Annotated in this window: 1 protein-coding gene; it reads right to left on the bottom strand. The window is 62.2% G+C overall.

What is annotated here, in order from left to right:
• Window positions 1–60: 60 nt before the first annotated feature.
• A partial coding sequence (locus tag DQ353_RS22680) for an integrase core domain-containing protein (protein WP_353616717.1) occupies window positions 61–825 on the bottom strand: 765 nt, incomplete at its 5' end.

Here is an 825-nt window from a genome sequence, read left to right as displayed (position 1 = left end):
TGTGATGTCTCGGGTCATCGGTGACAGTTCTGCCTCAGGACTTCGGTGACGGTTGATGTCTCACCACATCGGTGACAGTTGTGGGGCATGGGGGCCTCTTCGGAGCCGGGTGAGATTTCTGTTGTTGCCAACGTATCCAGTGCCTTCCGGTGGCCACAGATATTCCGCGATGATCTCGCCATCGGTGTTGGCGAAGATGACCCCGCGGGGATCCCACGCGGCAATGACGGTCCGCCCCCGCATCCGGGTCGTCAAGAAGTACGAGGTCGAACCCATCTTGACGACGCCGTTGGAGTAGACCCTCAGTTTTTGGCTGCCGCTTCCTGCCGGGTGGGCAATGGTTCCGGTGAGTTTCGGGAATGTGTTGGTTTCAAGGCTCATTTCAGTTTCCGGACCCGGCGCGATGCCGGGCTCCGCGAGCTTCGGCCCGGGGTTCAGCTCTGGTGCTGGGATGCTCAGCACCAGCGGTATCGGCGCATTGGCTTCAGGCAGAGCCGGCAGCGGTGACGGCCTGGGCTCGTCAGCTATCGCCGTGGCATCCCACGACTGCTGCGGGGTGATGCGCCCGGGCAATCCCTGATGGGGACGTTCGGTGTTGTAGATCAGGTCAAACCCGTCCACCTGGGCCTGGAGCTCATCATGGGAATGGGCCATGGGTTGCTTGTCCAGCCAACGAAACAGGGTCTGGTGGAAGCGCTCGTTCTTCCCTTGGGTGGTGGGTTTGTACGGCTTGCCGGTGATCGCCTTGACCCCGAGGGAGGTCACGTAGGCGACCAGTTGCCCCTCAACCCCGCGGCGCGAGGGATTTAGGGCTGCGCCGTTGTC

It is taken from the genome of Arthrobacter sp. AQ5-05 (genome assembly GCF_003287975.1).
GTDB lineage: Bacteria > Actinomycetota > Actinomycetes > Actinomycetales > Micrococcaceae > Paeniglutamicibacter.
The sequence above is the reverse complement of the archived record's forward strand: the minus strand, read 5'-3'. Positions and strand labels throughout refer to the sequence as shown.